This is a genomic window from Exiguobacterium sp. KKBO11, from assembly GCF_001644945.1.
Taxonomy (GTDB): Bacteria; Bacillota; Bacilli; order Exiguobacteriales; family Exiguobacteriaceae; genus Exiguobacterium_A; species Exiguobacterium_A abrahamii.
In genome coordinates this window covers 383,731-407,677 of record NZ_LUCU01000011.1, presented here as the reverse complement: position 1 = coordinate 407,677, position 23,947 = coordinate 383,731, and the positions used below count along the sequence as shown (strand labels likewise).

At 50.2% G+C, this 23,947-nt stretch carries 21 protein-coding genes, 1 tRNA gene and 1 pseudogene; 3 read left to right on the top strand and 20 right to left on the bottom strand.

Annotated elements, in window-relative coordinates; all coding sequences use genetic code 11:
- Nucleotides 1-8 precede the first annotated feature (8 nt).
- The 3 genes from AYO36_RS02230 to AYO36_RS02220 form a co-directional block, all read right to left on the bottom strand.
- Complete coding sequence (locus AYO36_RS02230) at nucleotides 9-1,037, bottom strand: sugar-binding transcriptional regulator (RefSeq protein WP_082874150.1); 1,029 nt, start codon at nucleotides 1,035-1,037, stop codon at nucleotides 9-11.
- 115 nt (nucleotides 1,038-1,152) lie between these two features.
- Nucleotides 1,153-1,413, bottom strand: a complete 261-nt coding sequence (locus tag AYO36_RS02225) for a glutaredoxin family protein (protein ID WP_064299423.1) — start codon at nucleotides 1,411-1,413, stop codon at nucleotides 1,153-1,155.
- On the bottom strand, nucleotides 1,404-2,546 hold the full coding sequence (locus tag AYO36_RS02220; protein WP_064299422.1) for an RNA polymerase factor sigma-54: 1,143 nt from the start codon (nucleotides 2,544-2,546) through the stop codon (nucleotides 1,404-1,406). Before AYO36_RS02220 ends, AYO36_RS02225 begins: the two co-directional genes overlap by 10 nt.
- 154 nt (nucleotides 2,547-2,700) lie before the next feature.
- Here AYO36_RS02220 and AYO36_RS02215 point away from each other — a divergent pair.
- Together AYO36_RS02215 and clpP are read left to right on the top strand one after the other, a co-directional pair.
- Nucleotides 2,701-2,776: transfer RNA gene (locus tag AYO36_RS02215), tRNA-Arg, on the top strand.
- A 182-nt stretch (nucleotides 2,777-2,958) separates the two neighbouring features.
- A pseudogene (gene clpP, locus AYO36_RS02210) lies at nucleotides 2,959-3,543 on the top strand (ATP-dependent Clp endopeptidase proteolytic subunit ClpP); the annotation flags it as partial.
- 112 nt (nucleotides 3,544-3,655) lie between these two features.
- Here the strand turns inward: clpP and AYO36_RS02205 are convergent.
- From AYO36_RS02205 to hprK, 11 genes are all read right to left on the bottom strand, one after another.
- A complete protein-coding gene (locus AYO36_RS02205; protein ID WP_023469221.1) occupies nucleotides 3,656-3,892 on the bottom strand; it encodes a hypothetical protein in 237 nt (78 codons plus the stop codon).
- Nucleotides 3,893-3,974: 82 nt separating this feature from the next.
- The gene (gene whiA / locus AYO36_RS02200; protein ID WP_023469222.1) at nucleotides 3,975-4,931 is read right to left on the bottom strand and encodes a DNA-binding protein WhiA; all 957 of its coding nucleotides are present in this window, start codon (nucleotides 4,929-4,931) and stop codon (nucleotides 3,975-3,977) included.
- Nucleotides 4,928-5,926: a gluconeogenesis factor YvcK family protein gene (locus AYO36_RS02195; RefSeq protein WP_035409984.1), complete on the bottom strand. Its 999-nt coding sequence runs from the start codon at nucleotides 5,924-5,926 to the stop codon at nucleotides 4,928-4,930. Before AYO36_RS02195 ends, whiA begins: the two co-directional genes overlap by 4 nt.
- On the bottom strand, nucleotides 5,926-6,795 hold the full coding sequence (gene rapZ, locus AYO36_RS02190) for an RNase adapter RapZ (RefSeq protein WP_050678698.1): 870 nt from the start codon (nucleotides 6,793-6,795) through the stop codon (nucleotides 5,926-5,928). Before rapZ ends, AYO36_RS02195 begins: the two co-directional genes overlap by 1 nt.
- A 111-nt stretch (nucleotides 6,796-6,906) precedes the next feature.
- Entirely contained in the window at nucleotides 6,907-7,869 is a 963-nt protein-coding gene (trxB, locus tag AYO36_RS02185; protein WP_023469225.1) for a thioredoxin-disulfide reductase, read from the bottom strand.
- A gap of 61 nt (nucleotides 7,870-7,930) precedes the next feature.
- Nucleotides 7,931-9,415 (bottom strand): tetratricopeptide repeat protein, encoded by a 1,485-nt coding sequence (locus tag AYO36_RS02180; protein ID WP_035396300.1) that lies wholly within the window; start codon nucleotides 9,413-9,415, stop codon nucleotides 7,931-7,933.
- Nucleotides 9,416-9,511: 96 nt separating this feature from the next.
- Complete coding sequence (gene kapB, locus AYO36_RS02175) at nucleotides 9,512-9,892, bottom strand: sporulation phosphorelay system protein KapB (RefSeq protein WP_023469227.1); 381 nt, start codon at nucleotides 9,890-9,892, stop codon at nucleotides 9,512-9,514.
- A 30-nt stretch (nucleotides 9,893-9,922) separates the two neighbouring features.
- A complete protein-coding gene (locus tag AYO36_RS02170) occupies nucleotides 9,923-10,405 on the bottom strand; it encodes an acyltransferase (protein ID WP_064299421.1) in 483 nt (160 codons plus the stop codon).
- Nucleotides 10,389-11,045: a pyrophosphatase PpaX gene (gene ppaX / locus AYO36_RS02165; RefSeq protein WP_064299420.1), complete on the bottom strand. Its 657-nt coding sequence runs from the start codon at nucleotides 11,043-11,045 to the stop codon at nucleotides 10,389-10,391. The genes AYO36_RS02170 and ppaX overlap by 17 nt, the downstream gene beginning before the upstream one ends.
- Before the next feature lie 3 nt (nucleotides 11,046-11,048).
- On the bottom strand, nucleotides 11,049-11,882 hold the full coding sequence (lgt, locus tag AYO36_RS02160) for a prolipoprotein diacylglyceryl transferase (protein ID WP_064299419.1): 834 nt from the start codon (nucleotides 11,880-11,882) through the stop codon (nucleotides 11,049-11,051).
- Complete coding sequence (gene hprK, locus AYO36_RS02155) at nucleotides 11,882-12,817, bottom strand: HPr(Ser) kinase/phosphatase (RefSeq protein WP_035396292.1); 936 nt, start codon at nucleotides 12,815-12,817, stop codon at nucleotides 11,882-11,884. Before hprK ends, lgt begins: the two co-directional genes overlap by 1 nt.
- 126 nt (nucleotides 12,818-12,943) lie before the next feature.
- Between hprK and AYO36_RS02150 the strand changes: the two genes are divergently transcribed.
- Entirely contained in the window at nucleotides 12,944-13,327 is a 384-nt protein-coding gene (locus tag AYO36_RS02150; protein ID WP_064299418.1) for a hypothetical protein, read from the top strand.
- 247 nt (nucleotides 13,328-13,574) lie between these two features.
- Here the strand turns inward: AYO36_RS02150 and AYO36_RS02145 are convergent, their stop codons facing one another.
- The 6 genes from AYO36_RS02145 to AYO36_RS02120 form a co-directional block, all read right to left on the bottom strand.
- Nucleotides 13,575-14,684, bottom strand: coding sequence for a DUF4097 family beta strand repeat-containing protein (locus AYO36_RS02145; protein ID WP_064299417.1), 1,110 nt, complete (start codon nucleotides 14,682-14,684; stop codon nucleotides 13,575-13,577).
- A 100-nt stretch (nucleotides 14,685-14,784) separates the two neighbouring features.
- Nucleotides 14,785-17,640 (bottom strand): excinuclease ABC subunit UvrA, encoded by a 2,856-nt coding sequence (gene uvrA / locus AYO36_RS02140; RefSeq protein WP_064299416.1) that lies wholly within the window; start codon nucleotides 17,638-17,640, stop codon nucleotides 14,785-14,787.
- Between the two features lies 1 nt (nucleotide 17,641).
- Nucleotides 17,642-19,609, bottom strand: a complete 1,968-nt coding sequence (gene uvrB / locus AYO36_RS02135) for an excinuclease ABC subunit UvrB (protein ID WP_023469235.1) — start codon at nucleotides 19,607-19,609, stop codon at nucleotides 17,642-17,644.
- A 205-nt stretch (nucleotides 19,610-19,814) separates the two neighbouring features.
- Nucleotides 19,815-20,978, bottom strand: a complete 1,164-nt coding sequence (locus AYO36_RS02130; protein WP_064299415.1) for a PDZ domain-containing protein — start codon at nucleotides 20,976-20,978, stop codon at nucleotides 19,815-19,817.
- Nucleotides 20,979-21,000: 22 nt separating this feature from the next.
- Entirely contained in the window at nucleotides 21,001-22,425 is a 1,425-nt protein-coding gene (locus tag AYO36_RS02125; RefSeq protein WP_064299414.1) for a S41 family peptidase, read from the bottom strand.
- Nucleotides 22,426-22,519: 94 nt separating this feature from the next.
- Entirely contained in the window at nucleotides 22,520-23,929 is a 1,410-nt protein-coding gene (locus tag AYO36_RS02120; protein WP_064299413.1) for a M23 family metallopeptidase, read from the bottom strand.
- Nucleotides 23,930-23,947 lie beyond the last annotated feature (18 nt).

Genomic DNA, 23,947 nt, shown 5'->3' with positions numbered 1-23,947 from the left:
AAAGGGGGTTACCCTTTCAAAATCGAAGCTGCTGCGCCTTCATCCGTAATCAGGATGATGTCTGGCGACTGTTTGACATAGGCGTTGATCGCTTCTGCCTTCGAATGACCACCTGCGACGACGATGACGTGTTCGACTTGCTTCAAGTCAGCCAGTTGAAGACCAACCGTCTTGACCCGGTGCACGATGTTCCCGTTTCGGTCGAAGTAATATCCGAATGCTTCCGCTACTGCCTGTTCATGTTCCAGTCGGGTCAGGAGATCTTCAGACGCGCGACGACGTTTTGCCATCGTTTTCGCCTCACCAATTCCATGTACCACGATTGAAGCACCTTTAATCATTTGAAGCACATTTTTTATGCTCGGCTCTTCAATCATCTTGACGAACGTCTCTGTGCTGACCATGTCCGGGATGTGAAGCAGATGATAATCACTTTGAGCGCGTGACGCCATCCGTGAGCATACTGTGTTCGCTTGTAGTTCGAGCGTTTCTCCCAGTCCTCCGCGTGCCGGAACGAACGTCATCGGACGGTGTTCCTTGTCTGGCGACATCATCGCCGCGACGGAAGCCATCGTCGTACCGCCTGTGACAGCGATCGTATTGTGATGGTCTGAAGAAAGCTCTCGTTTGAGTCGTGCGACGGTCGCCCGCCCCATGTCTCGTTGTACCCAGAAGGTCTCATCGGAATCACCCGGTACGATAACGACGTCCCGTACTCCGAGTCTCTCTTTCAAGGCTTTTGCCATGTCCGAGATCCCTGCGAGTTCTCCCATGATGCTGTGCATGCTGCGAAGAACGTTTCGTCCTTCATCCGTCAAGGACATCCCTTGCGTCGCGACCTCTAGGAGGTCTTGCTGCTTCAAGAAGTCGACTTCCCGCCGTAAGACGCGTTCCGTCAAGCCAAGGCTTGTCGCAAGCGTACGTCGTCCGATCGGTTGCATCAGTCGTACGTAATGAAGGATGTCGTAGCGTGTCTGCATTTCTTCGATCAGATCAGGCACGATTCGTTTTTGGATCTGGACTAACTGCCGAATCATGTATTTCCCTCTCCTCTCAAGTAGCTGGACGCTTTCTGTCCCGCATGTCATAACGTGTCCCACTTGGTACACCGTTATCATAACAGTCCGTTTCTCGCCTTGCAAGTCTCGTTTCTCAAGTTTTTTGAAGTAAGCGGTTTCTTATCGTTTCCGTCTCGAATTTGCCATAACTCCAGATTTCCTCGTCATACATGACGACCGGAATCTCATATAAGAACCGTAGACTGAGCGCTTCATCCTGATCAATGTTGACTTCCTCGAACGTCCATTCCGGAAACTCATCGAGTACGAAGTCGAGTAAGATGGCGGCCTCTTCACATAGCGTACATCCCGGACGTGAATAGAGTGTTAAGTGTCTGTGTCGTTTTAATCCCATTCTGATTGCGCCTTCCTTTGCTGCATCGTTTTTTTCGTTAAACCAAGCGCTGCCCGGTACTTCGCGACCGTCCGTCGCGCGACTGTCAGACCGTCTGCTTGCAGGCGATCCGTCAATTGCTGATCACTTAACGGACGGTCGCTGTGTTGAATGTATTCGGCGATCCGCCGTTTAATCAAAAAACTCGAATCTCCGCTTGTCGTCCGTGAGACGAACAAGTCTTCTAAAGCAACGAGACCATGGACCGTCTCGACATACTTCTCAGCAATCGCTCGACCAATCGTCGACGGATGATGTCCCGTTGCCTCAGCGACTTGTTTTTTCGTCAATGGCTCAAGATGCAGTTCTCCCTTGAACCAGCGTTCTTGTCGCTCAAGCAAAACCGAGAGGATGGCATGCATCGTGACGCGACGTCTTTCGTACGCGCGCAAAAAAGGCGTTGCCTCTTTTAATCCGAGCCACGTCTGATCCGTGTCGAGTGTCATCCAGTCGATCTGAAGTTTTGCATCTAACAGGTGAATCCGCGCTTCTGCCATGACCGATCGTTCTTCTTTAGGAAGATCCGGTGTCCGGCTCAGCCTTGTCAGTCGTTTTCGCAATCGCGCTCGATCCTGTTCACTGAACTGAGCGAATACCTGACTCGCCGGTTCATGTCGCAACCGATCCGTCAGTCCGATCAATTCCGCGTCGTCTAGCTCGATCGCCTGTAACCATTGGCACTCGCGCTCCGAGCGGGCAGCGATGCCGACTGGTTCACATTGTTGTAAGAGTGTCCGTGCTTCTGTAATCGTTGCGACATCGGTCGAGAAGGATGCAGCGAGCTGCTCGTCCGATGTCCGCAATAAACCGTCCGCTTCTAAATACACGATGAGTTGTTCCGCCATATATCCTATTTCCTGTCTGACTGATTCTAAACGTATTTGTGCAAGAAGCTCGTCTTCGTAGGAAGCCAAATGTCCTGCCATCTGCTCGACCTCTAGCGAAACCTGATTCGGGTAATGACGATGCAAACGTCGTTTTAACCGTCGCCATTCCTCCTCGAGCTCAGCTGCTGGTTGCTCAAGCACATGTAACTGATACTGTTGTGACGCCGATAACGTCATCTGTTGCGTCTGTTCCTGGCGTTGATCCATCGATTCCCCCTCCTCCACTTCTTATTATAGAAGAAACGTTTTAAAAAACATGCTCTGAACCTTTCTCGAACCGCTCAGGAAAAGAAAAGTCATCCTTCCCTATTGCTTTTCTGAAAAAATGTCGCTATACTATTAATTGTTCAGTACATCAGATGCACCCGTAGCTCAGGGGATAGAGCACTGGTTTCCGGTACCAGGTGTCGGGAGTTCGAATCTCTCCGGGTGTACCATTTATTCAACTACAAGGCAATGCCAGCAATGGCGTTGCCTTTTTTCTATATTGATATGTTTCATTTACCCTTGTAATGGAAAAATACCTAAAAGTCGCATCGTATCTTTTGACCAATATTGACCAAAGGATTATGATAAGGATAAGTCGAATAGGAAGCTACATACCAACTATAAGGAGGCAAAGACTATGTTAATTCCAACAGTCATCGAACAAACAAACCGCGGGGAACGTGCTTACGATATCTACTCACGTTTGCTAAAAGACCGCATCATTCTTCTCGGGAGCGCGATTGACGACAACGTCGCCAACTCAGTCGTTGCCCAACTTCTGTTCTTAGCAGCAGAAGATCCAGATAAGGAAATCTCGCTTTATATCAACAGCCCAGGTGGTTCGATCACTGCCGGTATGGCGATTTACGATACAATGAACTTCATCAAGCCACAAGTCTCAACGATTTGTATCGGTATGGCAGCATCGATGGGTGCGTTCTTGCTCCAAGCAGGCGCAAAAGGAAAACGTTTCGCGTTACCAAACGCTGAAATCATGATCCACCAACCACTCGGTGGTACACAAGGTCAAGCATCGGATATCAAAATCCATGCGGAGCGTATCATCAAAATGCGTGAGCACCTCAACAAAATCATGGCTGAAAACACAGGACAACCACTTGAAGTCATCGAACGCGATACAGAGCGTGACAACTTTATGTCAGCACAAGCTGCTGCTGATTACGGTCTCATCGACCGCGTCATGGAACGTGCATAAGTCATCCAGAGTGTCTCCTTCGGGAGGCACTTTTTTTGTATCCATAAAGTCTTGTCGTTTATCGTTGCATACAAAAAAACCTCCCGTTCCTTATAGAACGAGAGGTCGATGATCAGTCGATCAAGTCTGTGATGTCTGAAACGATATCGTGGTTTTCACGAATCAGCGAGTAGATCGCATTCGCATGTGGCGAAAGCTCTTCTTCTGCTTGTAATTGTTTCAGGAATAAAGATGTTGCGAACGCAACGAGTGTGCTTTTCGGTACACCGATTGATTTCGCTTTTTTTGTTAACACTTCATCAAACTTCGCATCGACTGTCAGCGAAATACGTTTCTTTTCGTTAGCCATTTCAAAAACTCCTTAATTCGAACATTTAGTTGCATCGACTATATATTATAGTAGACTATGGTTCATCCCGCAAGCGACCCTCTTATAAGGCCCCTGTCATCGACTCTCCATTCCGTACTTTTTCAGCGATTTGATCAATCTTCCGCAACCGGTGATTGATCCCTGATTTTGAGATGGAGCCGCTTTCGACCATCTCCCCGAGCTCTTGTAACGTGACGTCTTGATGTGTCACGCGCAAGATCGCGATCTCCTTCAACTTATCCGGTAAGACATCGAGTCCGACCGTCCGCTCAAGGAACTTGATGTTCTCGACTTGGCGTAATGCCGCACCGACCGTCTTGTTGAGGTTCGCTGTCTCACAGTTGACGAGACGGTTGACCGAGTTACGCATATCTTTTAAGATCCGGACGTCCTCGAACCGCAGCATCGATTGTGTCGCATCGACGAGCTTGAGGAAATCGGAAATCTTCTCGCTCTCCTTGATGTAGAGGATGTGTCCTTTTTTTCGTTCGATCGCTTTCGCGTTCAAATCAAAGACGTTCGATAGACCACGGAGCGCTGCATTATGTTCTTCATATAAGCTGAAGATCTCCAAGTGATACGATGACGTCGCGGGATTGTTGAGCGAACCCCCGGCGAGGAACGCCCCTCGTAAATACGCCCGTGCTTTTCGTTCATCGTTGAGGATCGTATCACTGATTGAACGAATCATCGTGAACCCCTCTCCGAGGATTCCGAGGTCTTGCAAAATCTTATCCGCCTGTTGTTTGACGCGGACGATGTAGACGTTATTCTTTTTCAGACGCATTTTCTTCCGCACGAGCAGATCGAGATGGACTCCGTATGCTTTTTTCAAAAGCGAGTAGATCCGACGAGCAATCGAAGCATTCTCGGTCGAGATATCGAGTGTCAGACCACGTCCGAGACCGAACGAGATCGCACCGTTCATCCGAGCGAGTGCCGCGAGTTCCGCCTTCATCTCGTGATCGGTGATCGGAATCTGCGTTAATTCTTTTTTGACTTCTGAGGCAAAGCTCATGTCAGCTCCTCCTTTCCTTCGAGTTGACGCATCCGTCGAATCGACAACACCTTTCGCATGACGAGGCTTGCGACGGCATCTGAGTCATGACGGATGAAGTGATGATTGTAATCGACAATATCGTCTGCTAGAACTTCAACGCCAGCGAGCTCGAATTGTTTTTCATTATAGGTGACGATGTCAGCGTGATCCTTCTGGTATTTCTTCAGGTAACTCGCATCGATCGATTCGTTGTTGACGATGATCGTATCAACGACGCCTTGTCCGAGGAAGCGTTCAAGTGCCGCTAAATGTTCATTCGCTGTGAACGCCGTCGTCTCGCCAGGTTGCGTCATGACGTTACAAATATAGACGACCGGAGCTAGCGATTGTTGGATCGCTTCCCGGATCTCATCGATCAGGACGTTCGGGATGATACTCGTATAGAGACTACCCGGACCAAGGACGATGACATCGGCATCAAGAATCGCCTGGATCGCTTCCGGTACCGGACGGACGTCTTGTTCCTCGAGGAAGATCCGTTCGATTTTCTTTCCGACCTTCGGGATCAACGACTCGCCTTTGACGATCGTCCCGTCCTCGAACTCGGCACATAACGTGATCGTCCGTTCCGTTGCTGGATAGACTTTTCCTTCTGCGTTCAACAATTGTCCCATGACGCCGATTGCTTCGACGAACGAACCGTTACAGAGCTGGGTTGCTGCCGTCAACATCAAATTTCCGAGCGAATGACCATGCAATCCTTCACCGGTCTCGAACCGGTACTGCATGATTCGGTCCATCAACGTCTCCGACTTCGATAAGGAGACGATGACGTTTCGGATATCGCCCGGCGGCAACATGTTGAATTCCGTCCGCAGACGACCAGAACTGCCCCCGTCATCGGCGACCGTGACGATGGCTGTGATGTCGAGCGGATAATGCTTCAGTCCACGAAGAAGCGTCGAGAGTCCTGTCCCGCCACCGACAGCGACGACTTTACGTTCCCATTTCATCACTTCTCCTCCTTCGCATGCACATAATCCCGGTGATTCGTCTCGATGTGATACTGCGTCGCAAATTCTTTACTAATCGCTTCCGCGAACGTAATCGAGCGATGTTTCCCGCCTGTACAACCGAGGGCGATGACGAGTTGCGACTTCCCTTCCCGCTCGTATTGTGGAATCAGGAACTCGAGCAAATCGACGAGTTTTTTATAGAACAGCTTCGCTTCCGGCCACTGCATGACGTATGACGCGACTTCCTCGTCGAGTCCCGTCTTTGGACGCAGCTCTGGAATGTAGAACGGATTCGGTAAGAAGCGCAGGTCAAAGACGAGATCGGCATCAAGCGGTAAGCCGTGTTTGAAACCGAACGACATGACGTTGACCGTGAACGGAATCCGCGTGCCTTCCGTGAACTCCTTCAAGAGACGCTCTTTCAGTGCAAGCGGCTTGATGTCACTCGTATCAATCAGCATCTGTGCCTTATCACGGAATCCTTCGAGCAACGTCCGCTCACGTTCGATCCCGATCAATGGGGAATCTGTCGGTGCGAGCGGGTGCGAACGACGCGATTCCTTGTAACGACGTACGAGGACATCGTTTCGTGCATCAAGATACAGCATTCGGATTTGTAAGTCCGTTTTCTTTAAATCCTCATAGACGACAAAAAAGCTGTCGATGAAATCACGCGCGCGGGTATCGATGGCAACGGCGATTTTAGGACGCACTTGTCCGATGACTTCGATGAGATGCGGCAATAACGTCGGGGGTAGATTGTCGACACAAAAATAGCCTAAGTCCTCAAAGCTGTTCATTGCGACAGTCTTCCCAGCCCCACTCATACCCGTGATGATGACAAGTTGCGGTTGATTCTGTTCCATCTTTTCGCCCTCCAGACAACAGTTCCGTGTGTATTTTTCACTTCTTTCTCAGTATATCATAAAAAAAGAGCCAGCTTCACTGAAGTCTCCTTCAATGAAACTGGTTCGATATTATGCGTGTGAGGATTCTTGTAATTCTTCAAGCAACGCTTCGATGAAATGCTGTGCATTTTGCGCTGCAATCGAACCATCGTTTGTTGCTGTAACGACTTGGCGCAATGTTTTTTCACGCACATCACCAGCAGCAAAGATCCCTTTGATGTTCGTTTCCATCGCTTCGTTCGTCACGACGTAACCTTGGTCGTTCAAGATGCCGAGATCTTGGACGTAACCAGTGATCGGGTTCATCCCGATGTAGATGAAGACACCATCGATTGGATGCGTCGTTACGTCAGCTGTTTTTGTATTGATCAGCTCAATGCCGCCGACTTTCCCGTCTTGTTCGTTGATCTGTTTGACCGTATGGTTCCAGATGAAGTCGATTTTCGGGTTATCGAACGCACGTTTTTGAAGAATCTTTTGAGCGCGGAGCTCGTCACGACGGTGTACGATCGTGACTTTTTTCGCGAAGCGTGTCAAGTAGACGCCTTCTTCCACCGCAGAGTCGCCTCCACCGATGACGAAGAGTTCTTTTTCTTTAAAGAACGCGCCATCACAGACAGCACAGTACGAGACACCGCGACCGCCGAGCTCTTCTTCACCCGGTACGCCGATTTTTTTATATTGTGCACCAGACGCGATGATGATCGCCCGTGCGTAGTAATCTTTGTTGTGTGCATGAATCGTTTTGTATGCTTTACCGTCTTCGATGCTTCGAACGTCTCCGTACGCATATTCTGCGCCGAATGCTTTCGAGTGGTCGAACATTTTTTGCGAGAGATCTGGTCCGAGGATGCTATCGTATCCTGGGTAGTTCTCGATATCTTCTGTGTTCGCCATCTGACCGCCCGGAATCCCTCGTTCGATCATCAATGTCGAAAGGTTCGCACGTGATGCATAAAGTGCGGCTGTCATCCCAGCAGGTCCTGCCCCGATGATGATGACGTCATAAATTTTTTGTTCTGTTTCCGCCATGATTCCACCCCATTTATCGTAATCGTTGTAGTTTGAGTATAGGTGAGAATCCCCTAAACGTCTAACACTTTGCTTGTAACGGTGCCAGCATCCGTTCATGTGTCCGGATCATCGATGCGACGTGATCAAACGAACAATCGACGAGTGATGCACATTCCTCGATCAACATCCCGTCCCGTAAATCATGGAACAGATAAAGCAGTGATGCAGCGGATGCTTCAATCGAATCGAACGATTCTCCGCTTAAGACAAGCTGTGCGAAGCGTTCATAAAAATCCCCTTCGAGACTCATCCGTTCTTCGTCTGAAACGAATCGTTCCGCAAGACGGATCGTCTGCAATGCCCGGTGAATGCGTTCATCCACGACATCAGTCCGTCCTTCCATCTCGATGACAATCTGTTCCGTCAATAAGAGGACGTCTTCCTGATCTGTCACTTCTGGCATCATCGACAATGCAAGCCGTGCTTCAGCATCGTTCAGTTTACCAAGGAGAAGTGCCGTAAAGATCCGCGAGACATCATCTTCTGTCTTTAGCGCTTGGATGAGTGCCGAGCGAAACTGAAGGTTGTGCCGGATGTCATACGTATCCGTCTCTTCCTTTAACGCTTGTGCTTCGTCCGACTTCAAGAAAGCGGCTGCTTCTTCGACGTGTCCCGTCTTATAGGCAGAGATTGATAACCAGTGACCAAAGAGTGGGTCTCCCCGGTAACCGCGACGCTCAAGCAACTTCAACTCTTCATAGGCGATATCGTATCGTCCGATGATCGCTAATGTCGACGCGACCTTATAACGTGTCTCAAGGTGCACGGAACGGACGTGTTCGAGCTGACGAGAGAGACGGTGCGCCTCTTCGTCCTGTCCCATCTCGTGTAGCAAGACGAGCGTGTTACAGAGGGCATGCAAATTCCCCGGATTCCCTTCAAGGACCCGTTCAAGGGAAGCGAATGCCTGATCGTTCTCTCCTAAATAGAACTCGACAATTGCAAGGTTGTTGTAGGCAGGCCAGAACGTCGGGTACTGGGCAATCAGTCCAGTCAGCGTCTCCTGTGCCGCGAACAGCATTCCTTTATCGATCTGGCGTTGTGCCTGACCGTGCAGACGAATCAATTCGTCCTCTTCGTCGTCTTCCATCTCTTGTTCGAGATCAATCAGTTCCACGAGTGCGGCCGATGCCTCCGCGTGTTTGCCGTTTGGTGCTTGCTCTAAATATTCCATCGCATGTTGTCGCGCTTCTTCGTAAAGTGAGACGTGTGCGTAGTTATTCGCTAAATAAAAGAGTGCTTCCGTATTTGATGCGTCGAGTGCGCGTACTTGTTTCAAGACATCATTCGCATGATTGATTTCTCCTGTCTCGAATAAGACACGGGCATAACGGAGCAAATAACGGATGTCCGCTGGCTGAAGTGTCGTCGCCTCATCTAAATGATAGACGGCTTCGTCCAGTCGCCCTTCCCGGTGCGCCTTCCGTCCGCGGAAATAAAAAAGTTCCGCTTGGCGCGCTGTTATCGCAAAGGGGTCTGCTTTGTATTTGGTTAATTCCATCATGATTCAAGCCCCCATAAATAGTAAACTGGTTTCGTAGTTGCAGACACAAGAATACCCTATCTCTAGGAGGCATGCAACAGAAAAAAACGCCGGAGTTCATCCCCAGCGTTTCGCATAAATCGATTCCAGTTCTTTGTAATTCTCTAAGCATTTTCGTACAAAAGCATCCGTCTCCGGATTCAGTCCTTCCAGACGTGCCACGTCCTTGTCATATGCCTGCCGTAAGCTCGTCGCATAATCGGGAATCTCTCCGTCATACGCATAAACGACTGCGGGCGAAACCGTGATCTTTTCGTGCTTATGCAAGGCGGTCCGGATATGGAAGAGCGGAACATCGACTTGGTTCGGCTGGTGAAGATCTCCTTGAACGGGATGCTTCTCAACAGCCAACACCTCAACGACGAGACCTTGTGGACGTTCGGCGAATAATCTTCCGAAATACTTTCCTGTCTTATACGTAAAGCGGATGTGCGTCATCTTTTTTCCTTCTTCCTTCTCACAGTTTTGTCACATTTCGTGCTGGCGAAGCGGCTGACTCGAGACCCGTTCGTTCGGTGCAATGTCTCGGTGAACGACTGATCCGGCACCAACGACGGCACCATCTCCGATCGTTACGCCCGGTAGGATCGTCACGTTCGCACCGATCAAAACATTGCTTCCGATGACGACGTCACCTAAACGATACTCCGTCGTCAAATATTCATGACAGAGAATCGTCGTATTGAAGCCGATGATCGTATTGTCACCAATCGTGATACGCTCCGGGAACATCGTGTCTGGCATCACCATCAAGGCAAGCGCCGTCTTCTCCCCGATCTTCATTCGAAGACATGTCCGGTAGAGCGCGTTCTTGAAACGAAGCGACGGAGCGAACCGCCCGATCGTGATGATCGTAAAGCACCACATCACTTTAAAGAACGACACCGTCCGGTACATGTGCCAGAGTGGATTCGTCGTTCCGACCTGAAACCGATCAGTTCGCCGTGCCATTTTGTTCCTCCAGCCAAGCAGCAAGATGATCCATCGAATCAATGATGACATCCGGCTCGAGTGCCTCTAAGTACGCACGTCCTTTGATCGCCCAACCGACCGCGACTGTCTTCAGTCCCGCGTTCTTACCACCGAGAATGTCCGTATCGTTGTCACCGACCATGATCGTTTGGTCTGCTGTTGATCCAAGCAACTGCATCGCTTTTTCGAACGGCTCGACGGCTGGTTTTTCTTCCGTTACGTCGTCGGCTGCGATGACCGCGTCAAAGAGTGACGTCAATCCGAACAACTCGATACCGCGGAGGGCGACACGACGACTCTTCGACGTCACGACCGCCATCTTGTAGCCTGCTTCATGCAGACGACGTAATCCGTCAAGCACACCTGGATACTCGAGCACAAGCGCGTCATGCATCGCGATGTTGTAGCTACGGTAAAAAGCGACCATCTCTTTCCACTGTTCCGCATTCATCGCTGAAAATGATTTTTCTAGCGTCGGACCGATGAACGGAAGCAGTTCCGCTTCCGTGAACGTCCGGTCCGGATAATAGTAACTGAGCGTATGCTCGAAGCTTTTTAAGATCAATGGATTCGTGTCGATCAACGTTCCATCTAAATCAAACAGTAGCGTGCGAATCATCGATTACTTCGCCTCCTTTTTCGAACCGTCCAAGTAACGAACGGCGTTGCGGCGAACGACCATCATGATCACACCGAAGATGATCAAACAGATTGAGACGATTTGCGCCGTCCGGAGTCCATCTCCCATCAACAGACTGTCCGTCCGGAGACCTTCGATATAGTAGCGTCCGATTGAATACCACACGAGATAACCGAGGAAGATATACCCACGACGTGGATTGAACTTCATCCGCCAGACGATTAACAGAATGACACCGATGATGTTCCAGATGCTTTCATAGAGGAACGTCGGTAAATAGTATGTTCCATCAATGTACATCTGATTGACGATCCAGTTCGGTAAGAGCAGCGTATCTTGTAAGTACGACCATGTCGTCTCGCCACCGTGTGCTTCTTGGTTGAAGAAGTTACCCCAGCGTCCGACAGCTTGTCCGAACAAGAGCGATGGTGCCAAGATATCAGCGATTTGCCAGAACGAGATCTTTTTCTTACGCGTATAGATGATGACCGTCAAAATCGCCCCGATGATTGCACCGTGGATCGCAATTCCACCTTGGCGGATGTTGATGATTTGGTCAAGATGTTGACTATAGTAGTTCCACTCGAACGCGACGTAGTAAATCCGGGCACAGATGATACTGATCGGAATCGACCAGATGACGACATCGACCGCGTACTCTTCGTTGAAGCCGATCCGCTTCGACTCGAAGATCGCAATCAGGAGACCGACGACCGCACCGAGTGCGATGACGATCCCGTACCAGTAAATCGGTACAGGACCGAGTTCAATCGCCACGCGGTCAAACGTTGGTTGTACAGAGGCTAAAGTTCCCATCAAAGACCACCATTCCCATCTTCAATTGCTTGCGCGAGACGTCCCGCGAATTCTTCTGCTGTGTTGATGCCCATGTTCTTCAGACGATAGTTCATCGCTGCGACTTCGATGATGACAGCAAGGTTTCGTCCGGGACGAACCGGAATCGTCAGGAACGGAATTTCCGTATCGATGATTTGGAGTGTCTCTTGGTCCAGACCGACGCGGTCATAGACTTTCGATTGATCCCAAATCTCGAGGTTACAGACGAGGCTGATCTTCTTATGCGAGCGAACCGCACCTGCACCAAACAACGTCATCACGTCAATGATCCCGATTCCACGAATCTCAAGCAGATGTTGAATCAACTTCGGTGCTGTCCCAACGAGAATCCCGTCACCAGTTTGACGAATCTCAACTGAGTCATCTGCCACTAAGCGGTGACCACGCTTAACGAGTTCGAGTGCCGTTTCCGATTTACCGACACCACTTGCCCCTTTGATGAAGACACCGACACCATAGATATCGACGAGGACACCATGCATCGCTGTCGTTGGTGCGAGTTCCGCTTCGAGGAAGTTCGTGATTTGTGACTCGACCGATGTCGTATGCCCTTTTGTCGTCAACAGTGGCACGTTCGTCTCGTCTGCGGCTTGGATGATCGCTTCCGGTACTTCAAATCCACGTGTGATCAAGATACCAGGTGTTTCATCCGTACAGAGGACATTCGCTCGTTCGCGTTGTTCCTCGTACGTTAAATTATTGAAGAACGTCAATTCTGTTTTTCCGAGAATTTGAAGACGTTCTGCCGGGTAATAGGCATAATAACCGGCAAGCACAAGGCCAGGTCGGCACAAATCAGCCGTCAGAATCGGGCGATGTAAGCCCTCTTCTCCCGTGACGATGTGGAGATTGAATTGTTTTACGATTTCAGCTGTTCGCACTTTTGGTTGCACGCTTCGTCAGCCCCTTTCACTTGAAGTATTGTACCATATTTTTATTCGATTCATGGAATTGGATTAGAAGCATGATTTCTTGGGAATGGAATAAAGAGTTAATATTTTGAAGGAGGTTTTGCCGTGATGTCAGGCGGTGGTATCGGATTGATTTTAGTCATTATCTTATTTGCGGTTCTAGCGATTGCTGGTTTCGTCTATCTCATCATCTCACTGATTGATATGTGGAAAGCGTATTCGCGTAATCAAGATCAAACTGCCCTCTTATTCTTCATCATCTCGATCATCGGAATCTTCATCAGTGGTTCATTCATTTCCTACGTCCTCGCGATCATTTTCTATTGGAATCGCGCACGTGGAAAGAGTTGGCTCGGAATCGGTCTGATTCTCGTTTCGATCGTTCTTGCAATCATCGGTGTCATTACCTTACTCTCGTTCGGTTACGACATGAATAATATCGAGAACATGAACTTCGACGAGCCGATGATGGATCAGGATTACGATTATTAATGTAAGTTACACCCATCCTTTTCAGTGAGGATGGGTGGTTTTTTTATGTAGCTGACGAAGCCCCGCTCGCGTGACTCCTACAGGAAAAAGCGCGGACATCCGCGCTGTCAGAGACAAACGAGACCCGGCTACTCGTTCCTAGAACGACGTAGCCGCGGCTTGTGTCTCGCCTGAGGAAAGCACGCAAAGCGGATGCGACGTCATAAGAAAAGCGCAACCTCTTTTTCAAGAAGTTGCGCTCGTATGCTTATAACGCTTGTGGGCTGAGGTGAACACCGTGCGTGACCGAAATCGTACCTGTCTTCGTATCCGCTTCAACCTCGATTTTTGGTGAGCGACCGCGACCTGATACGAAATGTAATTTCCGGTTAACGATCTCTTTTTGATCCCGGATTAATTCCATGTCATCAAGATTGCAGTTGAGACCACCGAAGTTTGTCTCAAGCTCCCCGTAGACTTCAGCGCCGTGCGGCAACATCAAAGCGATGCTTCCGGCAAGCGACGACGCTTTGACCTTCGCGTTTTGCACGGTCTTCAGCTCACAGCGGACGTTTCCGTTCGCTGTTTTCAGTTCTGAACGTTCGAAGACACCTGTCGTGATGATTTGTCCGTTGGCTGTCTTCGCCTTCAAGACTTTCAGCTCCGACTCTTCGATTTCAATAGAACCGTTCGCTGTCGATACTTTGACATCCTCACTGAACAGGTCACGGACGTTGACTCGACCGTTTGCTGTCATCAGTTGAGCGGATGTCGTATCGAGTGACGTCAACGAAATTTCTCCGTTCAGCGTCTGTAAGACGAATGATTCGTAATGACGGCGTGGTACTTTCAGATGGACTGTCGCACGGACACTCTTATCCTTCAAACGGATCGAGAGTGTGTTCGCCGATACCGCGTGTTGCACAGCGGCTTGAAGTTGCTCAAGCGCCTGTTCTTCCGTCACCTGTTGGCGACGGAGCGGACGTCCTGTCACCGTCAATTCGCATTCTTCAAGATCACTCGGTTCGACGACCAAGTTCGCATTGAACAGATCGACGTGAACCGTCTCACCGCTGAACGGGAATTGTTTGACGTAGGTGACGTTCGGACCGGACGCCTGATTAAGCGAAAGATCACTGTCCTTGATCCGGCTGACGAGATTATCGAACGCTGACATGACTTTCGTCGTCAGTGAATCGACGGAATACTGGTCGACCCGATCATATTGTTCTGGTTCATCGACGTACTTATGTTCACTGGCAGAAGTTGCACGTTCGTCGATTGATTCGAGTCGCTCGAGTTTATCGAGTGCCTCATCAATCGTTAACTTTCCTTCTTTGACTTGCTCCAATATCAATTGACGCATATCTTGCTTCATGAACCGTTCCCTCCTATTCTTGAACCTCAAACGTGTGTTACATGATACTTTCGTTTAAGTTCCCTTAGTTCCTTCCTACGAATCCTCATCCACAAAAGTTTCACGATTCAATTCGTGCCGCATCGCGTTCAAGGACAGGTGCGAGGTATCGTCCCGTGTAAGATGCTTCGACTTCAGCGATGTGTTCCGGTGTCCCGGCAGCAACGATCGTTCCGCCACCGTCGCCCCCTTCTGGTCCAAGATCAATCAAGTAGTCTGCCGTCTTGATGACGTCTAAATTGTGTTCGATGACGAGTACCGTATCACCATTGTCGACGAGACGTTGCAAGACTTTCAACAGACGAGCGATATCATGGACGTGCAGTCCTGTCGTCGGCTCATCGAGAATATAGATCGTCTTCCCAGTCGAGCGCTTATGCAACTCGGACGCCAATTTAACACGTTGCGCTTCCCCGCCGGACAGCTCCGTCGCTGGTTGACCGAGACGCATGTACGTGAGTCCAACGTCAGCGATCGTCTGCAGTTTCCGCGTGATCTTCGGAATGTTCTCGAAGAAGGCGAGTGCATCTTCAACCGTCATCTCAAGCACGTCAGCAATCGTTCTGCCTTTATATTTCACTTCGAGTGTTTCGCGGTTGTAGCGTTTCCCGTGACAGACTTCACACGGAACATAAACGTCCGGTAAGAAGTGCATCTCAATCTTGATGATCCCGTCGCCACGACACGCTTCACAGCGTCCACCCTTGATGTTGAAACTGAAACGTCCTTTTTTGTAACCACGGAGTTTCGCTTCGTTCGTCGAAGCAAAGACGTCACGAATGTCATCGAAGACACCCGTATACGTTGCTGGGTTCGAGCGCGGTGTCCGACCAATCGGTGACTGGTCGATGTCGATGACCTTATCGATTTGATCCAGACCCGTGATCCCTTTATGAGCACCCGGTTTTTCCTTCGCCCGGTTCATCTCGTGCGCAATCGTCTTATAGAGAATTTCATTGATCAACGTCGATTTCCCGGAGCCCGAGACACCGGTGACGGCGACGAACAGACCCAGCGGAATGTCGACATCGACGTTCTTCAAGTTGTTTTCCGATGCTTTGTAGATATGGAGCATCCGACCGTCTGGCTCTTTGCGTGTCGACGGAACAGGAATGAACTTCTTCCCGGACAAGTATTGACCAGTCAACGAGTTCGCATCCTGCATCAACTCTTCCGGTTTCCCGGCTGCCGTGACGAATCCACCGTGATCGCCGGCACCAGGTCCGATATCGATCAAGTAGTCGGCTGCCATCATCGTGTCTTCATCGTGTTCGACGACGATCAGCGTGTTGCCGAGATCACGCATCGCCTTCAGCGTATTGATCAGACGATCATTATCACGTTGGTGTAAACCGATCGATGGTTCATCGAGAACGTAGAGGACGCCCGTCAGACGCGAACCGATTTGTGTCGCAAGACGAATCCGTTGCGCTTCCCCACCGGACAATGTCCCCGCTGCGCGTGAGATTGTCAGGTAATCGAGACCGACGTTCTCAAGGAACGACGCCCGTTCATGAATCTCACGGACGATCATCCGCGAAATCGTCTGATCCTTCTCACTTAATTTCTCCGGTAGTTCGTCGAAGAACATGACCGCTTGTTTAACAGACATCTTCGTCACTTCACCGATATGGTGATCGGATACTTTGACGGCGAGCGATTCCCGTTTCAAGCGATGTCCTTTACACGTCGGACACGCCTTCTTCGCCATGTAGCCTTCCATCTGTTCCCGGATATAATCAGACGACGTCTCCTTGAAACGACGTTGTAAGTTATTGAGGACCCCTTCGAAGTAGAGGTTCGTATTTCGGACCATCCCAAAGTCATTCTCATAACGGAAGTGAATCTCTTCCTTCGTGTTTCCGTTCAAGATCGTTTCGCGATGTTCTTCTGACAATTGTTCGAACGGTGTATCCATATCGATCTTGAAGTGGTCACAGACCGCTTTGAGTAATTGTGGATAATACTGCGAGCTCGTCGGTTCCCACGCCACGATTGCCCCTTCGTTCAATGACTTATCGGGATGCGGCACGACGAGATCAACATCGACCTCAAGCTTCGTTCCGAGACCATCACATGACGTACAAGCACCAAACGGTGAGTTGAACGAGAACATCCGTGGTTCGAGTTCGCCGATTGAGAAGCCACAGATCGGACAAGCATGATGTTCACTGAACAACAATTCGTTGCCGTCCATCGTATCGACGATGACCCGACCATCCGCGAGGCGAAGTGCAGTCTCGAGTGAGTCCGCAAGACGGGCTTCGACATCTGGTCGCACGACGACACGGTCGACGACGACTTCGATCGAGTGTTTCTTGTTTTTCTCAAGCGTGATCTCTTCGGCGAGATCCATCGTCTCTCCGTTGACACGGACGCGGACGAAGCCTTCCTTCTTCAAATCGTCGAGCACCTTGACGTGCGTTCCTTTTCGTCCGGAAACGATTGGCGCGAGAATTTGCAGACGAGTCCGCTCCGGCAACTCCATCACTTGGTCGACCATCTGACTGATCGTCTGGCTCGAAATCTCGATTCCGTGATTCGGACAAATCGGTTTACCGATCCGTGCGTACAATAGACGCAAATAATCATAGATCTCTGTGACCGTTCCAACTGTTGAACGTGGGTTTTTACTCGTCGTCTTCTGGTCGATTGAAATTGCTGGACTCAGTCCTTCGATCGTGTCGACATCCGGTTTATCCATCTGTCCGAGGAACTGACGGGCATAGGCAGATAAACTTTCGACATAACGCCGTTGTCCTTCCGCGTAAATCGTATCGAAGGCAAGCGATGATTTCCCTGACCCGGACAAGCCCGTCAAGACGACGAGCTGATCGCGGGGGATTTCGACATCGATGTTTTGTAGATTATTGACGCGAGCGCCTTTGATGATAATCTGATTCTTCTTTTCTCCCAACTTAGGCACCTGCTTTCAATTCTAATATGAGGTCGCGGAGCTCAGCAGCTCGTTCGAACTGCATGTCTTTCGCCGCTTGACGCATCTCTTGGTCGAGCTGCTCAAGCAACGTTTCGCGCTCCGGTTTTTTGAGTTTGTTGAACTTCTCGAGTTTTTCGACGGTGTCGTCGCTCTCGATCGTCGTACTGATGACACCACGGACATCCTTTTTAATCGTCTGCGGGGTGATGCCATGTTCTTCGTTGAACGCCATCTGGATTGCGCGACGGCGTTCCGTCTCATCGATCGCGCGTTGCATCGAATCGGTGACTTTATCAGCAAACAAGATGACGTGTCCTTCCGAGTTCCGAGCCGCCCGACCAATCGTTTGAATCAGCGAACGGTCCGACCGGAGGAACCCTTCCTTATCGGCATCAAGAATCGTCACGAGTGAGACTTCCGGAATATCGAGTCCTTCTCGTAACAAGTTGATCCCGACAAGGACATCGTATTTCCCGAGCCGCAAGTCACGGATGATTTCAATCCGTTCCAGCGTCTTGATCTCCGAGTGCATGTAGTTGACCTTGACGCCATTCTCTTTCAAGTAATCGGTCAAGTCTTCTGCCATCTTCTTCGTCAGTGTCGTCACGAGAACACGTTCGTTCTTCGCGACCCGGTCACGGATGTTATCCATCAAGTAATCGATTTGTCCCGTGATCGGATGGATCTCGATCGTCGGATCAACGAGACCGGTCGGACGGATGATTTGCTCGACCATCTCTTTTGAATGTTCGAGTTCATACGGTCCTGGTGTCGCCGAGATATAGATCGCCTGACTGACTTTTTCCTCAAACTCCTCGAACCGTAACGGACGGTTGTCTTTTGCCGACGGGAGACGGAAACCGTGGTCGACGAGGACTTGTTTCCGCGCCTGGTCTCCGTTGTACATCCCGCGAATTTGCGGCAGCGTGACGTGCGACTCATCGGCAACGAGTAAGAAGTCCTTCGGGAAGTAGTCAAGCAACGTATACGGTGTTGCCCCTTCCGGCATCAAGTTCAAGTGACGCGAGTAATTCTCGATTCCGGAGCAATAGCCCATTTCACGCATCATCTCAAGATCATAGTTCGTCCGTTGTTCGAGCCGTTGCGCTTCAAGCAACTGATTGTCTTCACGTAACTTCGCAAGCTGGACCTCTAGTTCCTTCTCGATGTTCGCAATCGCTTTCTGCAGACGGGTATCCCCCGTCACGAAGTGGGACGCCGGGAAGATCGAGATGTGCTCGCGGTCCGCAACGATCTCACCTGTCAGCGGATCCATGTCACGGATCCGTTCGATCTCGTCACCGAAGAACTCGACACGGACACACTGTTCGTCGCGTGACGCCGGGAATATTTCGACGACGTCTCCGCGGACGCGGAACCGTCCGCGCTGGAAGTCGATGTCGTTACGCTCATACTGAATGTCGATCAGACGACGGAGCATCTCGTTTCGCCCCATCTCATTGCCGACACGCAGGGACAAGACGTGGTTGTTGTACTCTTCCGGGTTACCGAGACCATAGATACAGGAGACAGACGCAACGATCAAGACGTCCTCCCGTTCGAACAGGGCGGACGTCGCCGAGTGACGTAGTTTATCAATCTCATCGTTGATCGAAGAGTCCTTCTCAATGAACGTATCCGTCGATGGGACATACGCCTCCGGTTGATAATAATCATAAAAACTAACGAAGTATTCGACCGCATTGTTCGGAAAGAATTCCTTGAACTCCGAGTAGAGTTGTCCCGCTAGTGTTTTGTTGTGGGCAAGGACGAGCGTCGGTTTCTTGATTTCCTTGATGACGTTCGAGACCGTGAACGTCTTCCCGGTACCGGTCGCCCCAAGCAACGTCTGATGTCGTTCGCCTTGTTTTAGCCCAGTCACCAATTTTTCGATTGCCGTCGGCTGATCACCGCCTGGCTCAAATGGTGAAACGAGTTCAAAATCCATCGTTTGCTTCCCCCTCATCACGTAAAAAATCTATTTTTATTGTACCACTTTACGAACAAACATTCGATTATGAAGTGCTCCTTTTAGGAAGTTACCCTTTTTTTCGAAAATGCAAAAGTTTCTTTTTGCTTCGAGTGTTGATCCTCGATTTTTCTGCCGACAAAAAAATCCCCGTCACGGCTGTTCCGTGACAGGGATGTACTCGTTAATGCAAGGACCGCACTTTAGTGCGACCATGGACCGGCTCGTTGACGAACAGAATACCAAGTTCATGATGATCTTGTTCGTAGAAGGCACGTTGCGCAAACCGGATGTCGCCGTTATGGTTCATGACTTCAAGACGTAGATACGGTTTGTGTTTTTGGATGGCTTCGTAGAACGATGTTTCCGAATCGACCTTCTCACCATTGACTTTATAAATCGCTTCGCCCGGAATCAAGCCCATCTCGGCAGCTGGTTTATCAGGTAGCGTTCCGAGAATGACGGCACCACGCGTTCCATTGAGGAACAATGGTGTCTGTGCCCGGTTCAAGCGTTTGACCCGCTGATGCAATAGGATATGCAGAACGAGCAACAAGACGATCCCGTACAGCCATTCAGCTTGTCCGGTGACGTATGCAAGAACCGTCAAGAGAATCGCGACGAGACTCGTAATCAAACGTCCTTGAACGAGTGGACGCATCAATTCTTTCGGCAACTTACCCGTAAAGAGGAAGCTGAAGCCGATCGGTAACCAAAGCACGATCGGAACGAGCTCTGGGAAGCTGTAACGTGGCCACCAGGCTTCAAGCACGTCACCCGGAACAAAGACGAGCAAGGGCAATAGCCAAAGTTTATTCGCTGACAGCCCACCGATGAAGCGACCACGCTTCGAGACGACGAGTGACGGTGACAGGCGTCGCTGCCCGCGCCACCAGACGAGGAGACATTCCGCGACGAGCGTTAACGTCGCAAGCAATAAAATCATTTTCGGCTCAACCGCTCGAACCGGATCAAGACGTGAATCCATTAGGAACCAGCCGGCAAGTCCAAGCAAGACGATCGGCCAAAGCGGTACGTTCAAGCGAACGATCCCGACCAACAGCAAGACGCTCGAGAGCCCGAGTAACAACAGAGCGTATTGCGGCGTCAGCGTCAATCCGAGCCAGCCACTGGCGACGGATAAGACGAGACCAATTAGTAACCCGGGTAAAAGTGTTTCGAGGACATCGCTTCGTTTACCATGTGTCCGGGAGCGGAACAATCCGCGTTCCCGTTTGACACGCCGGATGCCGATGACCCAACTGACAAGGAGTGCTAACCACAAGGTCGGACTGGCGATGAGACTAATCGCGGTCCAACCAATTTCATCGAGTAATTCCACGCGCATTCAGACCTCTTTCCATTCCTTATTATTGAGCAGCGACCTCGAGTGCTTTTTTTCGCTGGACGTCATTTTTGTCGTCCTCGAGTTTCTTCAGGAGACGTGTCTCCATCTCACCCGCTGTCTGCTGATCGATTTTTCCAGTGACGTCGAGTTTCGCATCCTTTTGTAAGGCTTCGACAGCTTGCTTCATCGTGTCACCGAAATACCCATCCTGTCCTTTTGGCTCGTAACCGATCGCTTCGAGGACTAAGTGAGCGTTTTCGACCGATTTACCGTAGTCACCGACTGCAAGTGACTTCTGATCAGTCAGGATCTTCGTGACGTTGAAGTATGCTGGTTGCTTGACTTCGATTGTTGGCTTGACGCCCTTTTTGTGGATCCAGTTGCCGTCCGGCGTCAGCCATTTGTTCGTCGTCAACTTCAAATCACTACCGTCCTTCAGATCATACGCACTTTGGACGATTCCTTTACCGAACGATTTCGTACCGACGACCTCAGCCCCGGCACCTTCCTTCAGACCAGCCGCCAAAATCTCGGATGCTGACGCTGATCCGCCGTCTTCGAGCACGACGATGTTATAAGGTTTCTTCTCGTCTGCCTTCCCGAATTCCTGCTGCCGCTCTCCCTTATTGTTCTCGACTTGATAAATCGGAACGTCCTTCGGAATGAACGGTGCAATCATGCTTGAGACAGCCGTCAAAAGACCACCCGGATTCCCACGGACGTCGATGACGAGTCCATCGATGTTCTGACTCTCTAGTTTCGCGAGCCCCTTCTCGAACTCTTTAGCCGTCGGTTCTGAGAACTGCGTCACTTGCAAGACACCAATTTTCTTCCCGTTGACGTCTTCCGTCGACGTATAGACCGTTTCGATCGGAATCGTATCCCGTTTGATCGTGATGTCCATCGCATCTTGTCCACTACGTTGAATTGTTAGGACGACGTTCGTTCCTTTTTCACCACGGATTTTCTTGACCGCCTGATCCGTCTTTTGCCCTTTCGTCGACTTACCGTCGATTTCTAAGATGACGTCACCAGGTTTGATCCCGGCTTTTTCAGCGGGTGATCCCTTAATCGGTGAGACGATGACGATCGATTCACCTTTTTGTTCAAGCGTCGCACCAATCCCTTCGAAGGAAGACGATAGATTCGTATTGAACGATGCTGTCTCCGACTCGTCCATGTAGACCGAGTATGGGTCGTCGAGCACTTCCGCCATGCCAGATAGCGCACCGTCCAGCAGTTCTTTATCTGTCACGTCCTCTAGATAATTCTGTTCGATCATTTGACGAACCTGATCAACTTTTTTCCAATCACCCGTCGCATTCGCAGACGACGATGACGTCGAGACAGAATCCGTTCCGCCAGCCGCTAACATTCCGACGGCGCCTGCCCCTAAACCAAGCCCGAAGGTACTGACCGCGATGACTGCTGTTGTAGATTTTTTCACGCTTGATTCCCCACTTCCGTTAAAAAACGCAGTATTTTTTTCAGTATAGCAAAAAAAGATAGGTTACCCTATCTTTTCGGTATTCTATGGGATGTCAAAAGATGTACGGTGCCGGGTCCACTGCATTCGGTTGTCCGACCGCCCACTCTCCCTTATGCAATTCGAAATGCAGATGCGGTCCAGTCGACCAGCCGGTTGAGCCAAGCGTCCCGACCGTTTGACCTGGCATGACCGTTTGTCCCGCAGACACACTGATTGAGTCAAGATGCGCATAGACGGTCGTATAGACCTGTCTGTCAATCAAATGCGTCACCATAACGACATTTCCATAACCGGTCGCACTACCGGCACGGAGGACGATACCACCAGCTGCCGCATGAATCGGAGTTCCTTTCGCATTGACGAGATCGATGCCCGTATGCAACTCCGGTTTCCCTGTCAATGGATTATTCCGCGGACCAAATGGTGACGAAACATAGCCTTTGACTGGTAAGTGGAACGGGCGACTCACGTCGACATCAACACTCGTATCCGGTGCTGCACTTGGCGTCTCGGTCTCAGGAACCGACGTCTCTGTTTTTGGCGTCTCTGCTTTCGGCGGCGCATCTCCTTGTTTCTGTTCCTGTTGTGCCGCTGCCTCTCGTGCAGCTTCAGCAGCTTCTGCGGCTTCCGCTTGACGCTTGGCTTCTGCTGCCCGTGCCGCTTCTTCGGCTTTCCGTTTCGCCTCTTCTTTTGCTTTCCGTTCCGCTTCTTGCAGGGCAATCAATTCGTTTTGGATCAAACGACGCTGATCCGCGAGGATTTCCGCCTCTTCGGCTTTCGAAAACTGCTCTTGTTGCAGTTCCTTAACCTTTGTGTTCAACTGGACGACGAGCTTTCGCTTCAAATCAGACTCCGCGATGATCCGCGTCTGAAGCACGAGTAACTTCCGTTGTTCCTGTTTCATGCTCTCCAGTAATAACGCTTGTTCCGAGCGCTGTTCGTTCAGTTGCTTGACGTTCGCCTTATAAGCTTGCAAGACATTATCATCTTGCTTGATGATCTCACTGACCGTACTGAAACGCGAAATCAAATCACCAAAATCCTTTGCGTCGAGCAGGACCTCGATGTATTTGACGTCTCCTTTTTGCTGGACGGCACGCAATCGGCTTCCGAGCAAATCTTCTTGCTGATGCAGTTCCTTCAACGTCTCGGAAATCGCTTCTTCCGTCAGACGCAATTGTTCCTTAGATGCAGCAACAGCCGCTTGTTGATCGGCTATTTTAAGCGCTAAATCATCCAAACGGCTGTTGACTTCATCCAGTTGCGCACGGGCTTCCTTGCGCTCCTGTTTCGTCAAGATCAACTTCTCTGATGTCTGATTCTGTGATCGTTCCGTCTCTTTTAGACGACTTTCGACCTCCTGTTGTTCCTTCAGCAAATCTTCTTTCGACGCGGCATCAACGGACACACTAGTTCCAATCAAAGCTAAGCTCAGGACGGCAGAATAGAATCGGACTTTCATGAGAAGCATCTCTCCTCT